16 protein-coding genes are annotated in these 22,628 nt (G+C 71.9%); 8 read left to right on the forward strand and 8 right to left on the reverse strand.

Features of this window, described 5'->3' with window-relative positions; genetic code table 11:
• A complete protein-coding gene (locus JMJ55_RS31720; protein ID WP_202828101.1) occupies positions 1-3,033 on the forward strand; it encodes an AAA family ATPase in 3,033 nt (1,010 codons plus the stop codon).
• 73 nt (positions 3,034-3,106) lie between these two features.
• Here the strand turns inward: JMJ55_RS31720 and JMJ55_RS23760 are convergent, their stop codons facing one another.
• Together JMJ55_RS23760 and JMJ55_RS23765 are read right to left on the reverse strand one after the other, a co-directional pair.
• Complete coding sequence (locus JMJ55_RS23760; protein WP_202828102.1) at positions 3,107-4,690, reverse strand: ABC transporter substrate-binding protein; 1,584 nt, start codon at positions 4,688-4,690, stop codon at positions 3,107-3,109.
• Between the two features lie 52 nt (positions 4,691-4,742).
• A complete protein-coding gene (locus JMJ55_RS23765) occupies positions 4,743-7,148 on the reverse strand; it encodes a xanthine dehydrogenase family protein molybdopterin-binding subunit (protein WP_202828103.1) in 2,406 nt (801 codons plus the stop codon).
• A 381-nt stretch (positions 7,149-7,529) separates the two neighbouring features.
• On the opposite strand from JMJ55_RS23765, the gene JMJ55_RS23770 reads away from it, so the two are divergent.
• Together JMJ55_RS23770 and JMJ55_RS23775 are read left to right on the forward strand one after the other, a co-directional pair.
• Complete coding sequence (locus JMJ55_RS23770) at positions 7,530-8,486, forward strand: hypothetical protein (RefSeq protein ID WP_202828104.1); 957 nt, start codon at positions 7,530-7,532, stop codon at positions 8,484-8,486.
• Between the two features lie 35 nt (positions 8,487-8,521).
• On the forward strand, positions 8,522-9,913 hold the full coding sequence (locus JMJ55_RS23775; protein WP_202828105.1) for a hypothetical protein: 1,392 nt from the start codon (positions 8,522-8,524) through the stop codon (positions 9,911-9,913).
• Between the two features lie 27 nt (positions 9,914-9,940).
• Here JMJ55_RS23775 and JMJ55_RS23780 read toward each other — a convergent pair whose 3' ends face one another.
• Genes JMJ55_RS23780 through JMJ55_RS23795 form a run of 4 tightly spaced genes read right to left on the reverse strand, consistent with a single transcriptional unit; the run spans position 9,941 to position 15,356 of the window.
• Positions 9,941-11,218, reverse strand: a complete 1,278-nt coding sequence (locus tag JMJ55_RS23780) for an MFS transporter (RefSeq protein ID WP_202828106.1) — start codon at positions 11,216-11,218, stop codon at positions 9,941-9,943.
• Between the two features lie 55 nt (positions 11,219-11,273).
• Positions 11,274-13,595, reverse strand: coding sequence for a xanthine dehydrogenase family protein molybdopterin-binding subunit (locus JMJ55_RS23785; RefSeq protein WP_202828107.1), 2,322 nt, complete (start codon positions 13,593-13,595; stop codon positions 11,274-11,276).
• A gap of 38 nt (positions 13,596-13,633) precedes the next feature.
• Positions 13,634-14,503 (reverse strand): polysaccharide deacetylase family protein, encoded by an 870-nt coding sequence (locus JMJ55_RS23790; RefSeq protein WP_202828108.1) that lies wholly within the window; start codon positions 14,501-14,503, stop codon positions 13,634-13,636.
• A gap of 16 nt (positions 14,504-14,519) precedes the next feature.
• Positions 14,520-15,356, reverse strand: coding sequence for a fumarylacetoacetate hydrolase family protein (locus JMJ55_RS23795; RefSeq protein ID WP_202828109.1), 837 nt, complete (start codon positions 15,354-15,356; stop codon positions 14,520-14,522).
• A 69-nt stretch (positions 15,357-15,425) separates the two neighbouring features.
• On the opposite strand from JMJ55_RS23795, the gene JMJ55_RS23800 reads away from it, so the two are divergent.
• The gene (locus JMJ55_RS23800; RefSeq protein WP_202828110.1) at positions 15,426-16,160 is read left to right on the forward strand and encodes a GntR family transcriptional regulator; all 735 of its coding nucleotides are present in this window, start codon (positions 15,426-15,428) and stop codon (positions 16,158-16,160) included.
• A 28-nt stretch (positions 16,161-16,188) separates the two neighbouring features.
• Here the strand turns inward: JMJ55_RS23800 and JMJ55_RS23805 are convergent, their stop codons facing one another.
• Positions 16,189-16,878: a DapH/DapD/GlmU-related protein gene (locus tag JMJ55_RS23805; protein ID WP_236033994.1), complete on the reverse strand. Its 690-nt coding sequence runs from the start codon at positions 16,876-16,878 to the stop codon at positions 16,189-16,191.
• A 193-nt stretch (positions 16,879-17,071) separates the two neighbouring features.
• A complete protein-coding gene (locus JMJ55_RS23810) occupies positions 17,072-17,839 on the reverse strand; it encodes a DUF3891 family protein (protein ID WP_202828112.1) in 768 nt (255 codons plus the stop codon).
• A 272-nt stretch (positions 17,840-18,111) separates the two neighbouring features.
• On the opposite strand from JMJ55_RS23810, the gene kdpF reads away from it, so the two are divergent.
• From kdpF to kdpC, 4 genes are read left to right on the forward strand one after another with little or no spacing between them, the layout of a single operon-like run.
• Positions 18,112-18,207 carry a K(+)-transporting ATPase subunit F gene (kdpF, locus tag JMJ55_RS23815; RefSeq protein WP_202828113.1) on the forward strand — a complete coding sequence of 32 codons (96 nt, stop codon included), beginning with the start codon at positions 18,112-18,114 and terminating at the stop codon, positions 18,205-18,207.
• 4 nt (positions 18,208-18,211) lie between these two features.
• Positions 18,212-19,909, forward strand: a complete 1,698-nt coding sequence (gene kdpA / locus JMJ55_RS23820) for a potassium-transporting ATPase subunit KdpA (protein ID WP_202828114.1) — start codon at positions 18,212-18,214, stop codon at positions 19,907-19,909.
• An 11-nt stretch (positions 19,910-19,920) separates the two neighbouring features.
• Positions 19,921-21,990: a potassium-transporting ATPase subunit KdpB gene (gene kdpB, locus JMJ55_RS23825; protein WP_202828115.1), complete on the forward strand. Its 2,070-nt coding sequence runs from the start codon at positions 19,921-19,923 to the stop codon at positions 21,988-21,990.
• 2 nt (positions 21,991-21,992) lie between these two features.
• Positions 21,993-22,580, forward strand: coding sequence for a potassium-transporting ATPase subunit KdpC (kdpC, locus tag JMJ55_RS23830; protein ID WP_202828116.1), 588 nt, complete (start codon positions 21,993-21,995; stop codon positions 22,578-22,580).
• The last annotated feature ends 48 nt before the right edge of the window (positions 22,581-22,628 follow it).

Consider the following 22,628-nt stretch of genomic DNA (forward strand, 5'->3'; position numbering starts at 1 on the left):
ATGCGCCCGCTCCGCCTGACGGTCACCCATTTCGGCCCCTATGCCGCGCGGCAGGAGATCGACTTCGCCGCGCTCGGCCCGCATCGCCTCTTCCTCATCGCCGGGCCGACCGGGGCGGGGAAGACCAGCCTGCTGGACGCGCTCTGCTTCGCCCTGTTCGGCGAGAGTAGCGGCGAGGAACGCCTGCCCGGCCATCTTCGCAGCCGCCACGCCCCGCCCGATGCGCCGACCGAGGTGGCGCTGGAATTCGCCCAAGGGCAGCGCCGCTGGCGGATTGCCCGCAGCCCGGAATGGGACCGCCCCAAGCGCCGAGGCGAGGGCACCACCAAGGAGCGGATGAAGGTCTCGCTCCAGGCGCTCGATTCGGAGGAGCCGCCGATCGAACGCGAGGCGGAGGTGCAGGCCCGCATCCTCGCCCTGCTCGGGCTGACCGCGGCGGAATTCCGTCAGACCGTGCTGCTGCCCCAGGGCCGCTTCCGCGAGCTGCTGGTGGCCAAGCCCGCCGACCGTCAGGCGATCCTGCAGACGCTGTTCCGCACCGCCCTGCATGCCCGGATCCAGAAGGAGCTCTCGGCCGCCGCCAATGCGGCCAAGGGCGCGCTGCGGGAATCGATCGGCGCCCGCGCTGCGCTGCTGCGCCGGGCCGGGGCGGAGACGCCCGAGGCCGCGCTCGCCGCCCGCGCCGCGCTGCTGACGGCGCGCGAGGAGGCCGAGGCGGCGAGTGCCGTCGCCGCCACCGCCGCCGCCACCTCCCGCGTCGCCGAGGCCAGCGGGCAGGACGCCGCCCGCCGGCTCGCTGCCGCCGAACAGGCCGCCCGGGCGCTGGCAGTGCTCGATGCCCGCGCCGGGGCCATGCAGGCAGACCGGGTCCGGCTGGAGGCCGCCCGCCGCGCCGACCGGCTCGGCCAGGCGCTCGCCGAGGCGGAGGCCGCAGCCGCCACCGCCGCCACCGCCCGCGCCGAGGCAGGCGCCGCCGCCACCCGCGCCGAGGAGGCCCAGGCGCGCCTCGCCCGCGCTGAGGCCGCCCTGGCCGAAGCCCCGGCACAGGAGGCCGCCGCGCGCGAGGCTCAGGCCGAGGCGGAGCGGCTGGAAGGCCTCATCGCCCTGGTCGCCGAGGCGGAGGAGGCGAGCCGCGCCGCCGCCACCGCCCGCACGGCGCTGCGCGAGGCCGAGGCGGCACAGACCGGTGCCGCCGCGGCACTGGATTCCGCCCGCACCGCTGCCGGCGCGGCCGAGGCGGCCCGCGCCACCGCCCAGGCCACCGCCGACCAGCGCGAACGCCACCGTCTGGCCCGCGACGCCGCCGCCGGCCGGCGCGACGCCGCCCGCGCGCTGGAGACGGCCGAGGCCGCGCTTCGTCGCGCCCGCGCCGAGGCCGAGCGCGCCGGCGCCGCCGAGGCCGAGGCCGCCAGCCGCGCCCGCGCCGCCCGCGAGGCGCGCGATTCCGCCGCCGCCCGCATCGCCGCCGACCATGCCGCGCGCTTCGCCGCCCTGCTCGCGGCCGGCGAGCCCTGCCCGGTCTGTGGCAGTCCGCACCATCCTGCCCCGGCCTGCCCGCCGGGGGATGCGGCGCTGCTGGATCTCCCTGCCCTCGATGCCGCTGCCGCCCGGGCCGAGGCGGCGCTGGACGCCGCCCGCGGCGCCGCCGCCCGTGCCGCCACCGCGCTCGCCATCGCCGGCGAGCAGGGGGCTGCCGCCCTCGCCCGGCTCGGCGAGGCGCCGCGCGAGGGGCTGGAGGCCGCGCTCCGCGCCGAGGACGCGGCCCTCGCCGCCGCCGAGGCCGCCGCCGCCCGCCTGCCCGCCCTGGCCCGTGCCGCCGCCGAGACCCTGGCCGCCGCCGGCGCCGCCGAGACCCGCCTTGCCACCGCGCGGGAGGCCGCGACCGCCGCCGCCGGCAGCCTCGCCGCGGCCGAGGCCCGGCGCGAGGAGCGTGCCCGCCGCCTGCCGCCGGACAGTCCGGATGCCGCCACCCTGCGCGCCCAGGCCGCCGCCGCCGCCGCCCGCGCCACCCGCCTCGCCGCCGCCCTGCGCGCGGCGCGGGAGGAAGCGGCCGCCGCCGCGGAGGCCGCCCGCGCCCGCGCCGACCGCGCCGCCGAGGCCGGCCACGCCGCCACCGGGGCAGAGGCCGCTGCCATGGCCGCCACCGCCCGCCTGTCGGCCGCCTGCGCCGCCGAAGGCTTCGCCGATCCCGCCGCCGCCCGGGCCGCGCGCCTTGCCCCGGCCGCGCAGGAAGCCCTGGCCGGTGCCATCGCCAGCTTCGATCAGGCCCGTGCCGCCGCCGCCAGCGCGGCCGCCGCCGCCGCCGAGGCCGCCGCCGGCCTCGCCCCGCCCGACCTCCCCGACCTCGCCGCCGCCCGCGCCGCGGCCGAGGCCGCCGCGACCGAGGCGGTGCAGCGCGCCACTCTCGCCGCCCGGGCGCTGGCCGATCACGACCGGCTGCTGGAGGAGATCGCCGCCGCCGATCGCGGCCTGGCCGAGGCCGAAGCCGCTGCCACCCTCCGCCAGGAGCTGGCCGATCTCGCCGAGGGCCGCAACGGCCATGGCCTCGACTTCGAAGGCTATGTCCTCTCCGGCCTGCTGGACGAGGCGCTGGCGGCCGCCAATCTCCGCCTCGCCGGCATGCTGGACGGCCGCTACCGCCTGCGCCGGCGGGAGGAGCCGGAACGGGCGCGCGCCAAGGCCGGTCTCGATATCGAGGTGGTGGATGGCTGGAATGCCGAGGCGCGGCCGGCCGCGACCCTCTCGGGCGGCGAGGGGTTCTGCGCCTCGCTGGCGATGGCGCTGGGCCTCGCGGATACCGTCGCCGCCCATGCCGGCGGGCACCAGCTCGATGCGTTGTTCATCGACGAAGGCTTCGGCACGCTGGATGCCGAGACGCTGGACACCGCCATCCGCGTGCTGGAGGGGCTGCAGGCCGGCGACCGGCTGGTCGGCGTCATCAGCCATGTGGCGGAGCTGCGCGAACGCATCCCCGCCCGGCTTGAGGTGACGCCCGGCCGCCGCGGCACCACGGCGGCCTTCCGGCTGGGCTGACGCGCTCCTCCGTCATGGCCGGCCCGAGCCGGCGATCGTGGCGGGGATGCGCATCCCGCGCCATTGGTGCCGATCAGCGCTTCTCGATATTCCAATAGGCGATGAAGGGCGCATCGAGCATGCCCTGGACATTGCGGCGGAATGCGCTGGTCACGTCGAACTGCCCGGTCGGGATATAGGGCAGGAACTCCCACATCCGCCGATGGAAGGCCGTATAGGCGCTGCTGCGCGCGGCATCGTCGGGGGCGGCGAAGAAGGCCTGCCGCAGCCTCTCGCCCTCCGGGTCGCACGGGAAGCCGGCCCAGGGCGCGGCCGGGCAGGAGACATCGACCGAGAGGTTGGTCAGCGGGTGAAACCAGTAGGCTCCGGCGCCATAATAGGTGAAGAGGTGATAGCCGCCCTGGCCGATCGGCTTGTTCTGCACCTGGATGCGCGGGAACATCGCCGCGAAATCCATCATCTCCACATCGACATCGACACCGATCTGCCGCAGCCGCTGCTCGACGACCTGGGCCATCTGACCGATGACCGGCAGCTGCGGCGTCGCCACGAGGACCAGCTTCTCGCCGCGGTATCCGGCCTCCCGCATCAGGGCGCGCGCACGGGCCAGGTCGGGCTGGCGATAGGGCTCCGACCCCACTTCGGTCGAGAACGGGCCGCCGCAGACGGTGAAGGACCAGCAGGGCTGCGACGGCACCTTGTCGCCCGCCACCGCGTCGAGCATCTCGCGCTGGTCGAAGAGCAGGGCCAGCGCCTGGCGGGCCCGGATGTCGTTGAAGGGCGGCAGCTGGAAATTCGGCCGCACGAAGGTGACTGAAGGCAGGGAGGAGAGGCGTCGGACGGCGATGCGGCGCTGCGCGAGGAAGGGAGCGAGGTCGGGCGTCACCTGTTCCCAGATATCGGCTTCCCCCGTCACCAGCGCATTGGCGGCGGTCACCGCATCCGGCATCACGATCCACTCGACCCGATCCACCTTGACGATGCGCGCGCCGGCGAGGCCATCCGGGGGCTCGGCGCGCGGCTGGTAGTCGGGGTTGCGCTCGAAGACGGCGCGGTGGCCGATGACCCGCTCCTGCGGCAGGTAGCGGAAGGGGCCGGAGCCGATGGGATTGGGCAGCGGGCTGCCGATCGGCCGCGTGGCATCGGCTTCCGGCATGATGGCGGCGATCGGCGCGCCGGGTCCGGCGAGGATGTATTCGACAAGGCCGAAGGGCTCCTTCAGCCGGAGCACCATCTGCCGGCCATCGGCCGCTTCGAGCGAGGCCAGCCGGGCCTTGAGCTGGCCACCGATGGATGTGCTGCCCATCCAGCGCTGCAGCGAGGCGACGACATCCCGGGAGGTCACCGGCTGGCCATTGTGGAAGCGCAGCCCCGGGCGGAGGGTCAGCGTCCATTGCAACCCGTCCGCGCTGGCCTGGCTGCTCTCCAGCATCAGCGGCCTGGGGCGCAGCTGGCTGTCGAGCGCGAAGAGCGTGTCGAACACCATCTGCGAGTAGAGGCGCGAGACCAGGTTGGCGCCCCGGGTCGGATCGAGCTCCGTGAGGTCGGCGCTCGGAACCACCCGGAGGACCGAACCTTGGGTCTGGGCGAGGGCGACGCCTTGGAGGGATCCGCTCAGGGCGATGGCAGCCAGGCCTGCCAGCAACCAACGTCGCATCACCGCCCCCATTCCCTGCCGATGCGAAGGGTATCAGCCGGTTCTCCCCGCCTCAATGCCGGCCGCCCTCCGCAGGTTTCGCCTGCTGCAAGGCGGTCCAGATGCGGGCTGGCGTGGCGGGTTGGGCATCGAGCCGCGCGCCGACCTGCGCCAGCGCGTCGTTCACCGCATTCATCAGCGCGCCGATGCCCCCCATGGTGCCGCCCTCGGACATGCCCTTGATGCCGGCCGGATTGCTCGGGCTCGGCATGTCGTGGTGCAGCAGCTCGAAGGCGGGCAGGTCGTCGGCGCGGGCGATGGCGTAGTCCATGAAGCTGCCCGCCAGCGCCTGACCGTCGGCGCCATAGGCCGCATGCTCCAGCATGGCGCCCGAGAGGCCCATGGCGGTCGCGCCATGCGTCTGCCCCTCGACGATCATGGGGTTGATGCGGGTGCCGCAATCCTCGGCGGCGACGTAGCGGAGGATGCGGATGGCGCCGGTCGCCCGCTCGATCTCGACGGCACAGGCATGGGTGCTGTTGGTATAGGTGGTCGCCGCCGGATCATAGGCGAGGATCTGGTGCAATCCGGGCTCCATGCCGGGCGGCAGCCGCAGCGGGTCGAGATGGGCGGTCCGGGCGATCTGCGGCAGCGTCAGCCCGCTCTCCTGCCAGGCCCCGGCGACCTGGCGCAGGACCATGCCATCCCGCAGCTCAAGCGCGTCCGGGCTGTTCAGGTCGAGCATGGCGGCCGCGATGGCCAGCAGCTTCGCCTTGAGCTTCAGCCCGGCCATGTAGAGTGCACCACCGCCGGCGCTGGCCCCGCGCGCGCCGCGGCTGCCCATGCCGTAGGGCGCGGTGTCGCTATTGCCGATCTGGACCTGGATATCCTCGACGGCGCCGCCGAGGCCAGCGGCCGCCGCCTGCGCCAGGGTGGTCTGGTAGCCCTGGCCGGAACCCATCAGGCCGCAGGAGGCGATGATGGCGCCGGACGGTTCGATGCGGATGCTGGCCATCTCGTGGCCCGATCCGGGGATCCCGGCATCCCGGTAGAAGGCCGAGCTGTAGGTGTTGCTCTCGACCACCGTGCAGAGGCCGATGCCGAGCAGGGTCGCGGAGGATTCCCGGCCCGCCTGCTCCGACCGCAGCGCGGCATAGCCGAGATGCCCCGCAGCGGCCTCCAGCGTCGCCAGCGGCGTCAGGCTGTCATAGCGCTCGCCGGTGGCGGTGACCCAGGGGAGGTCGTCAGGCATGAGGGAGTTGCGCCGCCGCACCTCCAGCGCATCGAGGCCGAGAGCCTGGGCGATGGCGTCCATCGTGCCCTCCATGACCCAGGAGGTGATGGCCATCGGCGCCCGCATCGGGCCCGAGGGGCATTTGTTGGTCAGCCAGACCGCGACGTCGTAGCCGTATTCGCGGATGCGGTAGGGGCCGGGCAGGATCATGGCGATGACCCGCGCCATGTAGTTGGCCGGAAAGAAGGACCAGGCACCGAAATCGGCATCGATGGCGCAGGTGAGGCCGAGGATGCGGCCGTCGGCGGCGACCGCGGCGCGCGTGGTCACGACCTCCTCCCGCGCCTGCAGCCCGGCGGTCAGGTTCTCCCCGCGGGTCTCGCGCCAGCGCACCGGGCGGCGCAGCAGCCGGGCGGCGGCGGCCAGGCAGAGATCCTCGCGAAGGGGGATGATCTTCTGCCCGAAGCCGCCGCCCATCTCGGGGCTGTCCACGGTGACCTGCCATTCCTTCAGGCCGAGCCGGGCCGCGATGGCAGTGCGATAGGGGTGCGGCGCCTGGGTGCCGAACCGCATAGTCAGGTGCTGGCGGCCATTGTCCCAGATGGCTAGGCCGGAGCGCGGCTCGATCGGCACATGGGTCTGCCGCTGCTGGCCGAAGCGAGCCTCGACGACCCGTTCGGCCCGGGCGAAGGCGGCCTCGAGCCCCGGGGTGGCGAAGGACTGGAAGGATACCCGGTTGCCGGGGACGGCCGGGTCCACCAGGACCGCCTGCGGCGCCGCGGCGTCGGCGACCGAGCTGATGGCGGGCAAGGCCTCCCAGGTCACCTCCACCAGCTCCGCCGCATCCGTCGCCGCCGTCACTGTCTCGGCCAGGACGACGGCGACCGGGTCGCCCACGAAGCGGGCTGCGTCCAGCGGCAGGACGGGCATCTCCATCGGCTGCAAGCCGTCGATGGGGGGCGCCATGCGCTGGGTGGAGACATGGGCGGCCAGATCGCGCCCGGTCAGCACGGCGGCCACGCCCGGCAGGGCCAGGGCGGCGGTCGGGTCGATCGCCCGGATCCGGGCATGGGCATGGGGGCTGCGGAGGAAGACGGCATGCAGGCAGCCGGGCGGGGATGGGATGTCGTCCGCGAACAAGCCCTCTCCCGTGACCAGGCGCCCATCCTCGCGGCGCCGCAGCTTCTGGCCGATGGGGCCGCCAGCGGGTGGCGGCGGCGGAATGGGCAAGGAGCTGTTGGTCACGCCCGCCTCCATGCTGCGCCATCCGGATGCGGTGGCGCCTGAGGGTCGGGGCAAATCCTCCGCGCGGCAAGCGTCGGGGGCCACCCGGCCGCCTCATGTCACAGGCGGCACGGCGTTGCAGGAACCCCACGCTCCACGCGGCTATGTGACCGCCGGCGAAGTTTGCCCTGGCCAAGTTCCCCGATACCCCCTGTGTTCCGCGGAGACTTGGGGGCGGTTGGAATGGAGACTGAGGCAGTCCGACGGGAGGCAGAACCCGGCAGGCCAGGGAATGGCACGGAGGGAAGCGCTCCCGAGCGCCTCCCGGAAGGATGGCTCTGCGCCCGGGACTGCGAGATCGGCGGCCCATCGGGCCGGCCGGTCCGCGTCGGCCTGGTGCTGATGCATCCAGAGCTCGGCCTGGCGCTCATCGACACCGAGGACCGGACCGAGCTGCCCGAGGACAGGGTAGCCGTCTTGCAGGAGAGGCTCGAGCAGGCCCGGTTCGGCACGATCTTCGGCGGCCACCTGCCCATCCTGCAGATGGGCGTCGCGCCGGAGGATCTCCCCTCCCTGCCGGGCATTCTCGCCAAGGCATTCGGGGAGTTGCCGCCGCTGACCGTGGGCGGAGGGACAGGGTGGGTCAAGACCATGGCCCGCCTCGTGGTGCCGGCCGACCGTCTCTGGACCGACAACCTCGGTGGCGCCCCGCCCAGCCTCAAGGAGGACGAGGACAAGGAAGGCAGCGGGCTGCTGCGGCGGCCCGCCGCGCTGGTGCCGATGCGGAGGACCAACCCGGCGGAGGACAGGAGGGCCGAGTTCGAACGGTGGTCGCGCCCCGAGACCCACCCCAGCTCCGTCCGCGGCCTGGCCTTGGGCGGGGCAGCCTTCGGTCTCGTCGCCCTGGCCGGCGCCCTGGCCTGGTTCGCCATGCTGCCGGCCAGCCGCGGGACTCCGGCCACTGTCACCCCCCCGCCGGCCTCCAGGGCCGCCCCCGATCCCGGCAGCGTCGCGACGCCGCCGGCCCCGCCCGCGGCCAGGCCCGCCGCGGTGATGCAGCCTCCCGCCCCACCCGCGGCCAGTCCGGCCCCGGTTCCGGCGATGGCCGTACCGGTGGCCCTGCCGCCCGCGCGGGACACCCCGCCCCTGGCGGAGAGCCTGCCCCTCCCGCCGCCGGTTCCGCCGCTGCCTGCTGCGCAGGTGGCACCGGCCCCCCAGCGGCCGAGGCCAGACGGGACAACGCCCGCCGGGCGGAGCGCGACGCCGGGCAGGACCGAGGCCCGGTCGGTCGCGCCCCCGACCCGCCCCCGCCCGGGTTCGGCATCGCCCCAGAGGGCGGAGCCCAGGCGGGGCGGATAAGCCCTTCCGTCGGCGACCAGACCGTTGAGGCGGGCATGAACCGGGCCCATAAGCGGCGCCGCAAGACAGGGAGCGGGCGGGCCATGGGGGATGTGGAGGACGACCGGGTCGATGCAGCCGCGGAACTCGCCCGCGAGGTCGCGCCCGACCTCGACGGCATCCTCGTCACGCTCTACCCCGATGCCGATACCCTGGACACGATCCGCCCCGGCGACGCCGATCTGTCGACCGCCAACGCCATCGCCAGGGTGGTCGCCGAGGTGATGGCCGAAGAAGGCGTCGAGATCTTCGTCCAGCGCGCCGACCGCGGCGCCTTCCGGCGCTGGCTTGCCGAGCGCGAGGATACGCTGGTGGCTCGCCGGAGCTGGGTCGATCGCGGCCGCCTCCTGCGCGGGGCCGACGCGTTCCGCGCGCTGGGCCTGACGGCTCCGCCGGCCGAACCGCCGCCCCGCTTCCCCTCCGCGCCTGGCGCGACCGCGGACCGGTTGCTCGCGGCCTATGAGGACCGCGACAGCGGCGATTTCGATGCCCTTCTCGGCGAACTGATCGAAGCGGGCCGGGGCGATGTCCTCGACCTCGCCGTCCGGAAGGTCCGCGAGGCGCAGAGCGACGAGAACGCCGCCGAATTGCGCGCCGAGATGCAGGCCATCGCCGGGGGCGCCGCCGTCGGACCCTCGGGCTGGGCCGAACTGGTCGCGCTGCCGGTCGCCCTGCTGCCCGGTGCGGTTCCGGACGCCGTCGCCCTGGCGGATGGCCTGATCGGTTCCGGCGGCCTTGGGCCGGAGGAGGAGTTGCGGTTCCTGCCGGGCTGGCGATCACCGGGCGCGATCGAGGAACTGTCGCCCCTGGCCATGCGCCGCGTCCTGCTCGACCTCGTGGCCGACCGCGAGCCAGCCGATCTGCTGCCGGGCGATACCGACGACCTGGCGCGGCATGGGTTTGGGGTGCTGGTCGGCCTCCGGGTCGATTGGAGCATTCCGACCTGGGACACCATCGAGGCGGAAGGCGGGCTCCCCGAGGAGCCGCCCGAGGAAGAGACCCCGGAGGAGCTTAGCCGGGCCAGGGCCCTCGATGCCTGGCGCGGCCGGGTCGCCACGGAAACCGAGGGCTGCGTGCCGCTCGACCTGGTCCCGCTCTCCGAGGTCAGCCTGGCGATCGCCGGGTTCCTGGACGAGGCGGGCCTTCACCTCGGCGGCCTCGACGAGATCCGGGAGTTCATCGAGGTCGCCCGCCAAGAGGCGGGCGGCGAGGAGATCGTCTGTCGCCCCAGGAGCATCGACGAAGCCCTGGAGCTGACGCTGTACACGGCCAGGGGGCGCTTCCTGGACCGCCTGACCCTGCCGCCCGAGCGGTTGCCCGCGAGCGCGGAGGGGATGCTGGGCCTCCTCGGCGCCTTCGTCCGCCTCGTGCGGGATCCGCCGCATTGAGCGATGCCGATCCCGCGCGAGCCGAAGCTATGACGCCTGCAACACGCGTCCCCGGGTTTCGGGCAGGACGCAGATGCTGATGAAGACCAGCGCATAGGCCGAGGCGGTGAACAGGCCGATCGCCGTGGCGAGCGACATGTCCGCGCTGAGCACACCCACCAGGGTCGGGAAGGTGGCACCGACCGCCCGGCCGAAATTATAGGCGAAGCCCATGCCGGAGCCGCGAACCCGTGTCGGGAAGAGCTCGGTGAAATAGGCGCCGAGGCCGCTATAGGTGCCCGAGGCGAAGAAGCCGAGCGGGAAGCCGAGCACCAGCATCATGCCGTTGCTGACCGGGATCATCGTGTAGATCAGCACGGTGATGATCGAGCAGATGGAGAAGAGCGCGAAGCAGCGCCGCCGCCCGATGGCATCGGTCAGATAGGCGCCCGCCACATAGCCGAACCAGGCGGCCACGATCACCACCGCCAGGTAGCCGCCCGAATTCAGCACCGTCAGGCCCCGGACCGTGCGGAGGAAGGTCGGCAGCCAGGTCATCACCGCGTAGTAGCCGCCCTGGACGCCGATCGCGAGAAGCGCGGCAAACAGCGTCGTGCGCAGCAGGGCCGGCGAGAAGATCTCGACGAAGCGCCCGGTATCGCCGGTCTTCTGCTGGGCCTCGAGCAGGCTGCTCTCCGGCACGTAGCGGCGCAGGTAGAAGACGAAGAGCGCCGGCAGGAGACCAATGAAGAACAGGATGCGCCAGGCGATGCTCTCGGGCAGCAGGGCATAAGTGGCGGTGTAGATCAGCGCAGCAGCCCCCCAGCCGATCGCCCAGGCGCTCTGGACGAAGCCCAGCGCCTTGCCGCGGTGCTGCGGCTGGACCATCTCGCCGAGCAACGCCGCACCCACCGCCCATTCGGCGCCGAAGCCGAGGCCCTGCAGGCCGCGCACCACCAGCAACTGCTCGAAGGAGTTGGTCAGCCCGCTCAGGCCGGTGAAGAAGGAGAACCAGAGGATGGTGATCTGCAGCGTCCGCACCCGGCCGAAGCGGTCAGACAGGATGCCGCCGAGCCAGCCGCCGGCCGCCGAGACGAGGAGGGCGGTGGTGGCGATGATGCCGGCATCGGCCCGCGTCATCGACCAGGCCACGATCAGGGTCGGGATGACGAAGCTGTAGAGCAGGATGTCCATGCCATCCAGGGCGAAGCCGCCGAAGGAGGCCCAGAAGGTCCGCCGCTCCGGGACGCTCAGCTGGCCATACCAGTTGAGACTCTTGTCACCCGCCCCGGATGCGGTGCCGCTGCCTCTGCCGATCTCTGACATCTTGGTTTCTCTCCCCTTCCGCTCCGGCGGCGCCGGATGGACGTCCTGTTGCGCCCTAGCTCGCCCCTGCCTTCCGTCGCAGGGCGAGCCACACCTTCTCCGGCGTGGCGGGCATATCGATTTCCGGCACCGCGCCGGCGCGGGCGAGCGCGTCGGCGACCGCATTCATGACCGCGGCGAGGGAGCCGCTGACGCCGGACTCGCCCGCGCCCTTGACGCCGAGGGGATTGCTGCGCGCCGGCACCTCGACCAAGCCCACCTCCAGCGCGGGCACATCGGTCGCGCGCGGGATCGCGTAATCCATGAAGGAGGCGGAGAGCAGCTGGCCCTCCGCGTCATAGACGATGTGCTCCATCAGGGCCTGGCCGAGGCCCTGCGCCACGCCGCCCTGGACTTGGCCATGCACGATCATCGGATTGATGGCGACGCCGACATCATCGACCGCGGTGTAGCGATCCACCCGGACCTCGCCTGTCGTCGGGTCGATCTCGACCTCGCAGACATGGCACCCATTCGGGAAGTTCAGCTCCTCCGTATCGAAATCGCCGGTGGAATCGAGGCTGGCCGGCACGCCCTCAGGCAGGCTGCCCTCCAGGCGCAGGCGCCGCGCCAATTCCAGCAGCGCGATCCCGCGATCGGTGCCGGCGATGCGGAATTCCCCATCCGCGAATTCGAGATCCGCCTCGGCGGCCTCGAGCAGATGCGCGGCCGCGCGCCGGCCCTTCTCGATGACGGCGTCGCAGGCGAGCGAGATGGCCGAACCCGCCATCAGCATCGAGCGCGAGGCGATCGAGGCGAGGCCGCGCGGCACGTCGCGGCTATCGCCCTGCCGCAGCCGCACCGCCGCTTCCGGCACGCCGAACCGATGCGCGACGAGCTGGGCGAAGCTGGTCTCATGGCCCTGGCCGCTGGACTGGGTGGCGACCACCATGTCCACGCCGCCCGCCTCGTTGAAGCGGATATCGGCGCTTTCGTAGAGCAGGCCGCCGACGCATTCGAGGAAGCTGCAGAGGCCGCGGCCGCGGATCAGCCCGGCCGCCGCCGAGGCGCGTTCCCGGGCAGCGAAGCCATCCCAGTCCGCCAGTTCCAGGGCGTGGTCGAGCACGCGGGCGAAGTCGCCGCTGTCATAGAGCCGCCCCGAGGGCGACTGGTAGGGCATCGCCTCCGCCGGGATCAGGTTCTGCCGGCGCAGCGCGATCGGGTCCCTCCCCGTCTCCCGTGCCGCCTGGTCGACCAGCCGCTCCATCACATAGGCGGCCGCTTCCCGCCCGGCGCCGCGATAGGGGCCGGTGGAGGCAGTGTTGCTCAGGACCAGCTTCACCGTCACGTCGATGGCCGGCGTGCGATAGACCAGCGGCAGCCCGTTGGTGGTGTTGCGGATGGTCACGAAGGGGCCATGCACCGAGTAATAGGCGCCCATCGCGTTCAGCACCTCGAGCCGCACGGCGAGGAAATGCCCCTCGGCATCCAGCGCCAGGGCGGCGTCGAGCACCGAGTCCCGCGCATGGTTGTCAGAAAGCAGGTGCTCGGTGCGCGTGCCGCGCCACTTCACCGGCCGGCCAAGCACCCGCGCCGCATGGAGGATGGCGATATCCTCGGGATAGGGCTGCTCCTTCACCCCGAAGGCGCCGCCCACGTCATGGGTGAAGACGAGCATGCGCTCGCGCGGCGCCCGGAGGGTGTGCTCGCAGAGCACCCGCAGCATGTACTGCACGCCCTGGGAGGCGGCGATCAGCTGCCAGCTCTCGCTGGCGGCCTCGTAGGAGGCGATGCAGGTCCGCGGCTCGATCGGGTTGGCGACGACCCGGTTGTTGACCAGCCGCAGGCGGGTGACATGCGCCGCGTGGGCAAAGGCGGCCTCGGCCGCCGCCCGGTCGCCGCCATGCCAGGTGAGCCCGATATTGTCCGGCGCTTCGTCCCAGACGGCGGGCGCGCCGGGCTGGACCGCCGCAGCGGTATTGGTGACGGCCGGAAGCGCGTCGATATCGAGCGCGACGAGCTCCGCCGCATCCTCGGCCTCGGCGAGGCTCTCGGCCACCACCAGCACCACCGGCTCGCCGACATGGCGCACCCGGCCGCTGGCCAGCACCGGCCGCGGCGCGTCGATCTGGGTGGCGAGGGGAAATTTCGGCATCGGCAGATAGGGGATCGGGCCGATGCCCGCCGCCTCCAGATCCGCCGCCACATAGAGGCCGAGGACGCCCGGCGCCGCACGGGCGGCATCGAGCTCGATCCCGCGGATCACCCCATGCGCATAGGGGCTGCGGACGAAGACGGCGCAGGCCTGGCCGGGCAGGTCGATATCGTCGGCATAGCGTCCCCCGCCGGTCAGGAAACGGTGGTCCTCCCGCCTGCGGGTGGGTTTGGCGATGCTCATCGCTGCCTACTCCAGGATGACGCCGGCCGAGCGCCGGGTCACGAGCCGACCAGGGTCCCGCGATGCGCCAGCAGATGCTCCGCCGCTTCGAGGCGGGTGCCGGTCCAGACATCCGGGGCCGCTTTGACCCGCCGCATGATCTCATCGAAGACCCAGGCGCCGGCGGGGCGGCCATAGACATGGGTATGGATCGTGACGTCGAGCATGAGCGGCCCCGTCTCGCGCTCGCGCATCGCGGCGAAGGCGTCCTCGAATTGCTCCAGCATGGCGCGGGCGTTGTTGCCGTAGCGGATGGCGCTGGGCAGGTCGTTGACATCCATGATCAGCGGGATGCGGACGATGTCGCGGCCGCCCCTGGTGATCTCGAGATAGGGCAGGTCATCGTCGTTGCAGTCGCCGTCATGCCGGTAGCCGGCCTCGGCGAGCAGATCCGTATGGCCCGGGCTGCCGGTGCCGCGCGGGCTGATCCAGCCCCGCGGCGCCGCACCGGTGAGATCGGCGATGAGGCCGGTGGTGCGGCGGATGTTCTCCCGCTGCCCGGCCTCGTCCAGATACACGGGGATCACGTCCATGCCGTAGGAATGGGCGACGATCTCATGCCCGGCCTGGTGGATGGCGCGCACCGTCTCCGGCCATTTCTCCGCCAGGACGCCGTTGGTCATGACGCTGGTGCGGATGCCGTTGCGGGCCGCGATCTCGAGCGCGCGCCAGATGCCGCGTGTCGGACCATAGAGGCCCCAGGAGGCGGCATTGGCATCGAAGACGCCGGGCTTCAGCGGGTTGCCCATCGGCCCGATGCCCGGCACCTGCCCTTCCGACCAGCCCTCATAGGCGATGTTGAAGACGATGCCGACGCGGTGGCCGCCCGGGAAGCGGAAGCTGTCGGGAGCACGGCGGATGCTGGTCATCTTGGGATTCCCTGGTTCAGGCCGCGACGGGCGATTCGGCGACGGGATTGGAGAGGACACCGATGCCCTCGATCTCGATCTCGCAGGTGTCGCCGGGCTGCATGAAGACCGGCGGCTTGCGCGGGTAGCCGACGCCGGCCGGCGTGCCGGTGATGATCACGTCGCCAGGCTCCAGCGTCATGACCTCGGAGAGGATGGCGATGGTCCGGGCAACGCTGAAGATCATGTCGCCGGTGTTGCCGTCCTGCAGCGTGCGGCCGTTGAGGCGGGTCGCGATCCGCAGGCCATGCGCGCCCTCGGGCAATTCGTCGGGGGTGACGATCTCCGGCCCGAAGGCGCCGGTCGCGTCGAAATTCTTGCCCATGGTCCATTGCGTGGACTTGCGCTGGTAGTCGCGCAGCGAGCCGTCGTTGAAACAGGAATAGCCGGCGACATGGCGAAGCGCCTCGGCCTCCTTAACCCGGAGGGCCGGCTTGCCGATGATGATGGCCAGCTCCGCCTCGTAGTCGAGCTTCTCGGAGGCCGGCGGGCGGAGGATCGGCTGCCCCGGCCCCACCAGGGAGGTCGCGGCGCGGAGGAAGACGGCCGGGTAGTCCGGGATCGGGTTCCCGCCCTCCTTGGCATGATCGACATAGTTCAGGCCGATGCAGATGACCTTGCCGGGGCGGAGGACCGGCTGGAGCAGGGTCGCCTCGGATACGGGGATGGCGGGCCCGGTCGGCCTGCGGGCGGCGCCGGCGAGATCCTGGAGGATGGCGGTCTCGGTCGCGGCCGCGATGGGGCGGATCTGGTCGCCCTCCCGAATCCCGAATTGGGCGGAGGAGGAGCCTTGGCGGAATGTGACGAGGCGCATGACGTTTCCAGCTTGGTTGGCGGTAGTTTTGTCGATAAAAACTCTCCCTGCAACCCCTTCGGCGTTAAAATGGCGGCACTGGACGGAAACAGCGTTGAAGCAGCGGCGATCGATCCGATCCCCACCCTGGCCCGGCAAGTGATGGAGCAGCTCCGGCGGGACATCCTCGAGGGGGCGCATCCGCCGGGCGGCCGCCTCCGCATCGAGAGCCTGCGGGAGCGGTATGGCGCCGGCGCATCTCCCATCCGGGAGGCGCTCAGTCAGCTTGCGGCCGAGGGGCTGGTGCTGCGGGTGGACCAGCGGGGCTTCCGGGTCGCCCTCGCGGATTCAGCGATGCTGCGGGACCTGATCGAGACCCGCTGCCTGGTCGAGACCGCGGCGCTCCGGGCCTCCATCGCGCGGGGCGATGCGGCATGGGAGGAACAGGTGCTCGTCTCGCACCACCGGCTGGCGCGGACGCCGCGATCGGCTGACCCCGGCCGCTTCCTCCCCAATCCCGAATGGGAGGCGCATCACCGCGCCTTCCACCTGGCGCTGCTTGACGGGTGCGGCGCCCGGGCGCTGCTGGCCTTCTGTGCCGATCTGCAGGATCGCGCCCTGCGGTTCCGCTACCTGTCCAACCAGGTCGCCTGGCCGCAGCGCGATGTCGGCGCCGAGCACAAGGCGATCTGCGAAGCCGCGATCGGCCGGCAGGCGGACGAGGCCTGCGCCCTCCTCGAAGCCCATTACCGGCGCACGGGGCATTTCCTGTCCGCCGCCGCTCCGCGGGAAGACTTACCGACCGGGCAGGGGCCAAGCACCTGATCCAAGCCTCCTTGGCAGCACCAGGGACTCAAGCCTGGCCTGTCTTACAGTCCGCAACGCTTGGTTCGTGCGACGGATCTGCCCCTGCAGCTGCCTCCCACCGATCGCAGAACGCCTCGATTTCGGTGGATTGGAAGTCGGCCAGGCGCTGCATGATCAGCGCAAATGGCCAGTCCCACCAGGCGATGCGGTTGAGCCGCTCGGCGATGGATGGCGGAAAACGGTCCCGGATGGGCCGGGCCGGCACGCCGCCGACCACGGTGTAGGGTGCCACATCCCGGGTGACCACGGCACCGGCCGCCAGCACCGCGCCATTCCCCACGCAAACCCCCGGCAGCACCGTGACCCCGTGCCCGATCCAGACATCATGGCCGATCTGGACCCGGTCGGCCCGGCGGTCCTGAAAGAAGCCGTGGTCACGTTCCGCGCCGGCATCGTAGTATTCCGGGCAGTAGGTGAAGCGGTGCAGCGAAGGACGGTCCATCGGATGGTTCGGCGCACCGATGCGGACATTGGCGGCGATGGCGCAGAACCTGCCGATCGTCGCGTCCGCCACGGTGCAACCCCGCCCGATATAGGAGTAGTCCCCGAGTTCGGCATACTCCATGGCTGTCCCACCCAGGATCTCGCAGCATCGGCCGATGACGGTGTCGCGCAGCGACACGTCCGGGTCGATCCGTGTTTCCGCGATTTTCGGCCCTTGCCGTGCTTGGCTCATGGATGCCCTGCCCCGATCCTCCTGGATGGCTACATCCGGTGTGCTGATCCGGAAAGAGGCGCAGCAGGATGTCAGAAAAACTTCAGACATGGCCGCTGCCGGGCCTGAGACCCGGCCACCCGGACAGATCGGGTGCCGCAAGCCGCGGGGCTGGAGGAAGCGCGACCGGCTGTAACGCCAGCCACCTGGTTCATCAGGCCGGAACCAGGGTTTCGGCCAGCCTGCTCCAGGAGGCCTCGCGGAGGTCGCGGCGCATCGCCTCCTCATCGGTCCAGCGCTTTTCGGCAGGGAGGCGGATCGTCTCGCACTGCACCGTCAGCCTGCTGTCGCGGAAGGGCCACGGGTCCAGCGACCAGCGGGATGGTCCCAGCCGCACGAGATTCATCTTGCGTTTGCTGCCATCCTCCATCGGCGCCTCCCCGGCCTTGTCCGGCTCCGCGAAGCAGAGGGCGAGGGACAGGGCATCGGTCACCCCGACGAGGTCATGGTTCCGCCTGACCTGCACGGGGTCCGCGCCGAGCCGCGCCATCCAGTCCGCCTGCAGGGCGGCCTCCTTCGCGGCATTCCGGTCGATCGCGGCATGGTCCTCCGGCGGCAGGCGCTCCGGGTCCATGTACTCGGTATAGACCCGCGTGCCGTGGAGCGAGATGAGCAGGGCGGGCCAGAGGCCCCAGGCGGCACGGGCGATCTCCACGCCCCGGGCCCACATCGGCGCATGGACGGCGGGGCCGAGGCTGGTGAAGGGATGGGGCAGGCCCGTCTCCGGGTCGAGGGTCGGAGCGGTTTCCCAATCCAGCCAGGCGAGGTCGTGCTGCTCGGCGGCGAGGATGACCTCGGGCGCCGGGTCCGGCCGGGCGAAGCCGTGGGCGCCCCAGGCGGCCATCATCTGGCCGGACAGCAGGGCATGGGAGGGCTGGGAGATGAGAAGGCGGGTGCCGTTCTCTGGGCTACGGAGGATCATCTCCTGTCAACGCGCGAACAGGCCGCTCGGATACGGCAATTCCTGAGGCCCGGCGGCGGTGCGCGGTCGCGTCTTTATGGGTTTTTTACGCGGTGCCCCCGGATCTCACATCGATCCTTTGCACGCTGTCCCGCTACGTCCTCTGTCCGGACCTGCGACATCCGCATCCGCATATCGGCACCAGGGCGCATCATGATCGACATCCTTCTGCTGGCGCTCGGCGTCGGCCTGTTCGGCCTCATGGCCGCCTACGCCTCCGGCTGCGAGCGGGTGTGACCGCCGTGGCCGAGCTCATCCTCGGCGGCGCCGTGGCCGCCGGCCTCCTCCTCTATCTGCTATGGGCGCTGCTGCGGCCCGAGGATCTCTGATCCCATGACCCTCATCGGCTGGGCGCAGATCGCGCTCGTGCTGGCCGCCATCGTGGCGGCCGCCATTCCGCTCGCGCGCTACATCGCCGCCGTCGCGGCGGGGCGCGTGACCTTCCTCGCGCCGCTCGAGCGTGCGATCTACGCGGCGGGCGGGATCGATCCGGCGCGCGGAATGGGCTGGAAGGCCTATACGCTCGCGATGCTCGCGGCCAACCTCGCGGGCTTCCTGGTCCTCTACGCCATCCTGCGGCTGCAGGGCGTGCTGCCCTTCAACCCGCAGGGCTTCGATGGCGTCTCCCCCTGGCTCGCCTTCAACACCGCGATCAGCTTCGTCACCAACACGAACTGGCAGGCCTATAGCGGCGAGGCGACGATGAGCTATCTGAGCCAGATGGCCGGCCTTTCGGTCCAGAACTTCCTCTCGGCCGCGACCGGTATCGCGCTCGCCCTCGCGCTCTGCCGCGCCTTCGCGGCCGGGGGGCTGAAGGATCTCGGCAATTTCTGGGCCGACTTCGTGCGCATGGCCCTCTACCTCCTGCTGCCGCTCTCGGTGGTGGTCGGCCTCGCCTTCGTGGCGATGGGCATGCCGCAGACGCTCGCCGCCTATGCCGAGGCGACGACGCTGGAGGGCGCGACCCGGACGATCCCGCTCGGTCCGGCAGCCTTCCAGATCGCGATCAAGCATCTCGGCACCAATGGGGGCGGCTTCTTCGGGGCGAACTCGGCGCATCCCTTCGAGGGGCCGTCGGCGCTGGCGGCAAGCCTGCAGATCTGGTCGCAGCAGGTCATCCCCTTCGCGCTGGCGCTGACCTTCGGGCGCATCGTGCGCGACATCCGCCAGGGCTGGGCGCTGCTGGCCGTGATGCTCGTCGTCGTGGTCGCAGGCACCTGGATCGTCTACGCAGCGGAGGCCGGCGGGAACCCGCTGCACCTCGCCGCCGGCGTCGATCCCGCCATGGGCAATATGGAGGGCAAGGAGGTCCGCTTCGGCCTCGCGCTCGACGCGCTGTTCGTGGCAACCACCACGGGTGCTTCCTGCGGCGCCGTCAACCTGATGCATGACAGCCTGATGCCGCTCGGCGGCCTGGTGCCGCTGTTCCTGATCCAACTCGGCGAGGTGCTTCCGGGCGGCGTGGGCTCCGGCCTCTACGGCATGATCGTCTTCGTGCTGCTGGCAGTCTTCGTTGCCGGGCTGATGGTCGGCCGCACCCCCGAATATCTCGGCAAGAAGGTGCAGGCGCGCGAGATCAAGCTGGCGATGCTGGCGGTGCTGGTGCTGCCGGCGGCGATCCTCGGCTTCACGGCGGTCTCGGTGGTGCTGCCCGTGGCGATGTCGTCCATCCAGGAGAAAGGCCCGCACGGGCTGACCGAGATGCTCTACGCCTACACCTCGGCGGCGGGAAACAACGGCTCGGCCTTCGGCGGGCTCGCGGCAGACACGCCCTGGATGAACACGACGCTCGGCATCGCCATGGCGCTCGGCCGCTTCGCCTATATCGTTCCGATGATGGCGATCGCCGGCTCGATCGCCGCCAAGCCGAAGCTCGCAGCCTCCACCGGCACCTTCCCGACGCATGGGCCCCTCTTCGTCGGGCTGCTGGCCGGCGTGATCCTGATCCTCGGCGGATTGCAATTCATGCCCGCCCTCGCCCTCGGCCCGGTCGCCGAACACTTCGTGCTTGCCGCCGGCAAGACCTTCTGAGGCTCAGAGCCATGGACATGACACCCGCCATTCCTGCCGGGGAGGCCCGCCGCGCGAGGCTGGGCGCTGCCCTCCTCTCCGGCCCGATCCTCCGGCGCGCCACGCTGGACGCCTTCGCCAAGCTCGACCCGCGCCGCCTGGTGCGGAACCCCGTGATCTTCGTCACCGAGGTCGTGGCGATCCTGGTGACGGTCCTGACCATCCGCGCCCTGGTGCTTGGGCAGCCCTGGACCTTCCAGGCCGGCATCGCGCTCTGGCTCTGGCTGACCGTGCTCTTCGCCACCTTCGCCGAGGCGGTGGCCGAAGGGCGCGGCCGGGCCCAGGCCGAGAGCCTGCGCCGGGCCCGGACCGAGACCCGGGCCAAGCTGCTGCTGCGCGGCGATGACCGGAGCCTGTGGCAGCCCCGCGCCGCCACGGCGCTCCGCATCGGCGACCTGGTGCTGGTGGAAGCCGGCGACCTTGTCCCATCCGATGGCGAGGTCGTGGAGGGCATCGCCAGCGTGAACGAGGCGGCCGTCACCGGCGAGAGCGCGCCGGTGATCCGGGAGAGCGGCGGCGACCGGAGCGCGGTGACCGGCGGCACGCTCGTCGTCTCCGACTGGATCGTGGTGCGCATCACCGCCGCCCCTGGCTCGACCTTCCTCGACCGGATGATCTCGCTCGTGGAAGGCGCCGCCCGGCAGAAGACGCCGAACGAGATTGCGCTCGACATCCTCCTCGCCGGCATGACGATCATCTTCCTGATCGCGGTGGCCTCGCTGGTGGGGCTGGCGAGCTGGAATGGCCAGCCGCCCTCGGTCGCCGTGCTCGCGGCTCTGCTCGTCACGCTGATCCCGACAACCATCGGCGGCCTGCTCTCGGCCATCGGCATCGCGGGCATGGACCGGCTGGTGCGCTTCAACGTGCTGGCGACAAGCGGCCGCGCGGTGGAGGCAGCCGGCGACGTGGACGTGCTGCTGCTGGACAAGACCGGCACCATCACCCTCGGCAACCGCCAGGCGGCGGGCTTCATTCCCATCCCCGGCGTGACGGAGCGGGAAGTGGCGGAGGCGGCCGTCCTTTCCAGCCTCGCGGACGAGACGCCGGAGGGGCGCTCGATCCTGGCCTTCGCACGGGAGCGCCAGGGCATCGCGGCGCCGGTGATTCCGGAGGGGTCGTGCGTCATACCCTTCACGGCGCAGACCCGCATCTCCGGCCTCGATCTGTCCGGCGGCTCCTACCGGAAGGGCGCGGTGGACGCGCTCCTCCGCAGCCTCGGGGGCGAGGCGCCTCCGGCGCTGCGGGAAGCGGTGGACCGCATCGCGCGAGCCGGCGGCACGCCATTGGCGGTGGCGAAGGACGGCCGCCTGCTCGGCGCGATCGAGCTGAAGGACATCGTCAAGACCGGCATGCGCGCCCGCTTCGACGCGCTGCGCCGCATGGGCATCCGCACGGTGATGGTGACCGGCGACAACCGCCTGACCGCGGCGGCCATCGCCGCCGAGGCCGGTGTGGCCGACTTCATCGCCGAGGCGACGCCGGAGGACAAGCTCGCCTATATCCGCCACGCCCAGGCGGAAGGCCGCCTGGTGGCGATGGCCGGCGATGGCACCAACGATGCGCCGGCGCTCGCCCAGGCCGATGTCGGGCTGGCGATGCAGACCGGCACCCAGGCCGCGCGCGAGGCCGGCAACATGGTCGATCTCGACAGCGACCCGACGAAGCTGATCGAGGTGGTGGAGATCGGCAAGCAGCTGCTGATCACGCGCGGCGCGCTGACCACCTTCTCCATCGCCAATGATGTGGCGAAGTACTTCGCCATCCTGCCGGCGATCTTTGTGGCCTCCTACCCTGAGCTCGGGGCGCTGAACGTGATGGCGCTCGCTTCGCCGGAAAGCGCGATCCTCTCGGCCGTCATCTTCAACGCGCTGATCATCGTGGCCCTCGTGCCGCTCGCGCTGCGCGGCGTGCGCTACGTCCCGGCCGGCGCGGCCGCGCTGCTGCGGCGCAACCTGCTGATCTACGGGATCGGAGGCATCGTCGCCCCCTTCATCGGCATCAAGATCATCGACGTCGCCCTTCAGATCCTGGGGATTGCCTGACCATGACCACCATCCTCCGGCCCGCCATTGGCGTGGTCCTCCTGCTGACCCTGTTCCTCGGGCTCGCCGTTCCGCTCGCCTTCACCGGCATCGCCGGCGTGGTCTTCCCGGCGCAGGCCTCGGGGCGCCTGATCGAGCGGGACGGCAAGGTGATCGGCTCGGCCCTGCTCGGACAGAATTTCACGCTCGATCGCTACTTCCACCCGCGCCCCTCGGCGACCACGGAGGCCGATCCGGACAAGGCCGGCAGCACGCGTGCCGCGCCCTACAACGCGGCGGCTTCGGCGGCCTCCCAGCTCGGCCCGAGCTCCGAGGCGCTTCTGGACGCGGTGAAGGACCGCGTGGCCGCGTTCGGCGGGGGCAGCGTGCCGGCCGATGCCGCCACGGCGTCCGGCTCCGGTCTCGATCCGCATATCAGTCCGGAGAATGCGGCCGGGCAGGTCGCGCGCGTCGCACGCGCCCGCGGCCTCCCGGCGGCACGCGTCGCGGCACTCGTGACCGAGCACATGCAGGCCCGGGAATTCGGCCTGCTCGGCGAACCGCGCGTGAATGTGCTGCGGCTCAACCTAGCCCTGGACGCGATCCGTTGAGCGCGGCGTCCGATCGATGCGTCCTCGGTCTGCCCATGGGACCCTGGC

The organism is Belnapia mucosa (assembly GCF_016775475.1).
Lineage (GTDB): Bacteria > Pseudomonadota > Alphaproteobacteria > Acetobacterales > Acetobacteraceae > Belnapia > Belnapia mucosa.